The sequence below is a fragment of the Barnesiella sp. CU968 genome, from assembly GCF_905219685.1.
GTDB classification, from domain to species: Bacteria; Bacteroidota; Bacteroidia; order Bacteroidales; family Muribaculaceae; genus Lepagella; species Lepagella muris_A.
On record NZ_CAJMXD010000230.1, the window covers coordinates 1 to 4,860 of the forward strand.

4 protein-coding genes are annotated in these 4,860 nt (G+C 45.3%); 3 read left to right on the forward strand and 1 reads right to left on the reverse strand.

The features are described 5' to 3' along the window. Positions 1-1,261 (forward strand): TonB-dependent siderophore receptor (locus JX312_RS09255; RefSeq protein WP_239653877.1); only part of this gene is annotated, 1,261 nt, incomplete at its 5' end. A gap of 51 nt (positions 1,262-1,312) precedes the next feature. Here JX312_RS09255 and JX312_RS09260 read toward each other — a convergent pair. Then, complete coding sequence (locus JX312_RS09260; protein WP_204457794.1) at positions 1,313-1,981, reverse strand: B3/4 domain-containing protein; 669 nt, start codon at positions 1,979-1,981, stop codon at positions 1,313-1,315. A 125-nt stretch (positions 1,982-2,106) separates the two neighbouring features. Between JX312_RS09260 and hisS the strand changes: the two genes are divergently transcribed. Together hisS and JX312_RS09270 are read left to right on the forward strand one after the other, a co-directional pair. Next, the gene (gene hisS / locus JX312_RS09265) at positions 2,107-3,468 is read left to right on the forward strand and encodes a histidine--tRNA ligase (protein WP_204457795.1); all 1,362 of its coding nucleotides are present in this window, start codon (positions 2,107-2,109) and stop codon (positions 3,466-3,468) included. 5 nt (positions 3,469-3,473) lie between these two features. Continuing rightward, positions 3,474-4,670 (forward strand): DUF3843 family protein, encoded by a 1,197-nt coding sequence (locus JX312_RS09270; protein WP_204457796.1) that lies wholly within the window; start codon positions 3,474-3,476, stop codon positions 4,668-4,670. The last annotated feature ends 190 nt before the right edge of the window (positions 4,671-4,860 follow it).

Sequence of the window (4,860 nt, forward strand, 5' to 3'; positions counted from 1 at the left end):
ATATTGGCTTAATCAGGCAGGCACATCCGGCAGCGAAGGAATCGGCGGTGAACTCGGTGTCGGAAAATATATGGAGCATTCGCGCAACAGATTGAAAGCTTCTGTATTCCGGTTGTTTATAAAAGGAGAGACGCGCATAAAGGGGAACCATATCTCATATGGCGTGGATTACAGACGAGAGAGTTTCCGCGACCGCACAAAAGAATGGGAATGGCGTGATTCGGCAGGATATTCATTGCCGACATTACCTGATGGCGTGCATCTTGTCTATAACCTTTCTTCCAATCATAACCTTGCCGCCAATAGAATTTCCGCCTACGCTGAAGACGCATATTATATCGATACCGACAAAGCCTATATGACAGTTAACGGAGGTGTAAGATTATCATATTGGGATTTCAACAAAGAATTCTTAGTCTCTCCCCGCGTGAATTTCTCAATGACGCCAACGGGCAGCAGCTTCAATTTCCGCGCCGCAGCCGGACTCTATTACCAGTCTCCGTTTTATAAGGAATTCAGAAAGAGCGTTACGGATTCAGAGGGGAACCATGCGATAGAACTGAACAGCGACATAAAGTCACCGAGAAGTCTTCATTTCATTATCGGAACCGATTATACATTCCGGGCGATGAACCGTCCCTTCAAACTCACCGGGGAGGTATATTATAAAAACATGTCGAACCTGATATCTTATGAATATGACAATCTGAAAGTAAATTATTCAGGAGTCAATGATTCCAAAGGGTTTGTCACGGGACTCGACCTTAAACTTTTCGGTCAGTTTGTGGAAGGCTCGGATTCCTGGCTCAGTTTCTCTCTGATGAAGACACAGCAGACTCTTGATGGAAAGAAAGTGCCGCTTCCGAGCGACCAACGGTATTCGGTGAGTCTGTATTTTACTGATTATTTCCCTAAATTTCCGAAACTTAAATTCAGTCTGCGAGGCATCTTTGCTGACGGTCTCACAATGACCGCACCCCACAGGAGTCGCGCTGAGTCTTATTTTCGCGCTCCCGCCTACAAACGACTGGACATAGGTGTCAGCTATCAGCTTGTAGGTGCACCGACAAATGGGGTGCGCCCCTATAACATATGGCGCCATTTTCGCAGCGTCGTTTTAGGTCTTGACTGTTTCAACTTACTTGACATAAGCAATGTCAGCAGCTATTATTGGGTGACCGACGTCAACAGCATACAATATGCCGTCCCGAACTACTTGACCCGTCGCCAGTTCAATGTGCGCCTGTCGGTTGAATTCTAATTTTGTTTAGACAAGTTTTCATTGATTGTGGTGAGACTTGTTCTCGCACAATCATATTGAGGTAATCGAGGTATTGATGGATCTTGGGTTGCAGTGGGTCTGGAAGAGGTCGAGGGTCAGTTTTCTTAAAGCCTCAATGTCTTCGGTTTTATCGTATACGTTTATCAGCATCAGGAGGTGACTGGTTTCGGGAGTTAGCTTCGTGCGCTCTTCATCGCTTGTGGGCGTTCCGATACCTCCGATTGCATCCCGGTATACCGGCAAGTTTTCAATATTGAGCAGACCACGTCCGATGGCATGAAACTCTTCTTCGTGATGTCCTGAATCAAGTGTAAGGACTTCACCAACAATCTTGTCTGCATCAAAGCCGCCGATGCTGTGTCCTGTTTTCATGGATAGCAGATTTATGAAATCTATAAGGGTTGTGAGGCGGTATAACCCTTTGCCGTTTACTGCCCGTCGGCATAGAGCCTCAGCCGAAGGACGGTATCTGTTTGGTTCTTTACCCAATTTTTTATATGCGGCACGGGTTGCAGCGATGGCAGGACGTTTGTTGACCGACTCTAACGGGCAGTTATTCCTGATTGTCTCATTTTCTTTTTCTATGTCGAGCCATAGTGAATCCGGTGTAGGAGGATTTTCAACGGCAGCTTCTATTGCAAGCACCCTTAGTCCTGGCGCGGCATTCCTTATCTTCTCTGAAAATATGATATGATACATATATGAAAACCAATAAACGTAAATTTGACGGATTGTTATGCAAAATTAATATTTATGTTTTAAAAATGTCAAGAACTTTTTGTAAATTCGCGTAAATATTCAAACAGCTAATAAACCGCGATAAAATGGCTCAGAAACCCAGCATTCCCAAAGGAACCCGCGACTTCTCTCCGATTGAGATGGCGCGTCGCAACTATATCTTCGATACAATCAAGCAGGCTTTCAAACTTTTTGGCTACAAGCAGATTGAGACCCCTGCCATGGAAAACCTGTCAACATTGATGGGTAAATATGGAGAGGAAGGAGATAAACTTCTATTTAAAATCCTTAATTCAGGAGATTGCCTGAAGTCTATCTCAAATGAGGAAATAGAGGAACGCAACGTTCCACATCTTGCCAGCAAAATGTGCGAGAAGGGACTTCGCTATGACCTTACTGTGCCGTTCGCGCGTTTTGTGGTTCAGCACCGCAATGACCTTCAGATGCCGTTCAAACGATTTCAGATTCAGCCTGTATGGCGGGCTGACCGTCCGCAGAAAGGGCGTTACCGTGAGTTTTACCAATGTGACGCAGATGTTGTAGGTTCGGATTCTCTAAATAATGAAATCGAATTGCTGTCGCTTATTGATACTGTGTTCGCCAATCTTGGGATAAATATAGCAATCAAGGTAAACAACCGCAAGATACTAAGTGGTATAGCCGAGACGCTCGGTGCATCGGACAAGATTGTGGATATAACCGTAGCAATCGACAAAATTGACAAAATAGGCATCGACAATGTGAATGCCGAGCTTCGCGAGAAGGGTCTGACGGAAGAAGCCATAGAGAAGTTGCGTCCGATTCTTGAAATGAATGGCAGCAATGACGATAAACTCGCAGTGATGGCTGATATTCTGAAAAATTCAGAAGAGGGTATCAANGGTGTGGATGAGATGCGTCNGGTTCTTGCCGGAATCGAAGCGTTAGGTCACAAGTGTGTGGTAGAAGCAGATCTGTCGCTTGCGCGCGGTCTCAACTATNACACCGGAACGATAATAGAAGTCAAGGCTCTTGATGTTGCCATAGGCAGCATAACAGGAGGCGGACGTTACGACAATCTCACCGGTGTGTTCGGAATGCCCGGACTGTCGGGTGTCGGCATATCGTTTGGAGCAGACAGAATCTATGATGTGATGAATCAGCTGGACCTGTATCCAGAGGAGATTTCGGAATCGGTGAAGGTGATGTTTGTGAATTTCGGTGAGGCAGAAGCCTTGCAGTCTATGAAATATGTAAAAGAATTGCGTGATGCCGGAATTGCGGCTCAACTTTATCCTGATACGGCGAAGTTGAAGAAGCAGATGGCGCTTGCCGATGCCGAGAAGATACCGTTTGTAGCCATAGTCGGAGAAAGCGAACTTGAAGATGGTTCCATCATGCTTAAGAATATGGTCTCCGGCACCCAGGAAAAGATGACGGTTTCCGATGTCATATCCATTTTTAAATGAAAGGAATGGAAACGCTGGATATAAGGGATTTTATGTTCAGGCAACCGGACTTCCCCCGACAGTCGCCGACTGACAGGTTTTATTTTGATGTTGCCAGCTGTCTGCTTGAAAAATATAATGATTCAGTTATAGGGCAGGAGTTGCCGGAAGGCACAGGCAAACGTTTTGCGATGTGTCTGTCTGGTTATTTTCAGGATATCATAGCCGATGCGGGCATCTGGCGTTCGTTTGTAGATGCCAACAGACGTATGTATGGATATTCGGTTCCGTTTCAAGACGACACTGACGAATATGTCGATTATGAACTGAATGCCGAGGATGTCAGATTCCTGACGTGGTATGTAATAGCAATGTCTTGCGAGGAGAAACGGCAGATTTATCCTCATGACGAAAAAATAATGGAACTCGCCTCATGTGCGTTCGACTACCTTGAATCGATATATGAGGAGGCTCCTGAACCGGAAGGGTACAATCTCGCGAGAGGACTGGAATTGAATGACCCCGAGGACAAGGAAGCCATATATCATTTCGGATCATGGCTTTTTCTGCATTGTTATCTTATGACTCCGGCATTCGGGCTTACATTGACTGAGATAATGTCAGATCCGGAACTGATGCAAAGCGATGATGTGACAAAGCTCCACAATCGCATGGAGAGATCGATGATGGAAGACCCGACAGGTCCGCTCGCTTTTTTTATACCCGAGTGGCTCCAGCTTATTCTGGAGGGAAAACTTCCGTCTGAAAGAGTGTCAGACAAGGGTGTTCATCCCTATTATGAGAAATTTATCGCAGCTACAGGAGGCAAGCGGATTCAGTACTTCAAAGACTATGAAGAGATGAACCGGTTCTTTATCGACAACATGGACTGGGATAAAAATCAGGAACACCTTCCGGTATTGAAAAATGATTGTGATTTTGTTGTTCTTGTGAATCCCCGGCGAGGAATGCTTGTTGCCCGTAATGCCGCGAGATGCATAGCTGATCCGGACAATCCTTTATATGACCGCGGCTATGCGAGGAGAAACGCATTTGATTTTCTGACTGTCAGAGGGAGATGTCCTGCGGATCTTGTGAAATTCGCGTTTGAACACCATTGGCTGCCTGATGCGGTATTTCCGGGAACCGACGATAACTCTCTCGTGGAGAGGAATCATGATTTCATTGCAAGATGCTATCTTCAGCAGTATTACAGGGATTAGATATCCGCTCGGCAAATTCATAATCATAGTATATAATCATAATGGTATAAAAAGCAAAAGCTTCCGTATCAGCGGAAGCTTTTGCTTTTGAATATGCTGCCGAGTTTCAGTTGTATCACTCCAAATACGGCTTCTCCAAAGATTGAAGAATTCATTTTTGACGTGCCCAGCTGCCTGTTGACAAATACCA

Bases quoted from the DNA above. Each gene is read 5' to 3' on its own strand.
- JX312_RS09260 (WP_204457794.1), bottom strand. From the start codon at position 1,981: ATGTATCATATCATATTTTCAGAGAAGATAAGGAATGCCGCGCCAGGA.
- JX312_RS09270 (WP_204457796.1), top strand. From the start codon at position 3,474: ATGGAAACGCTGGATATAAGGGATTTTATGTTCAGGCAACCGGACTTC.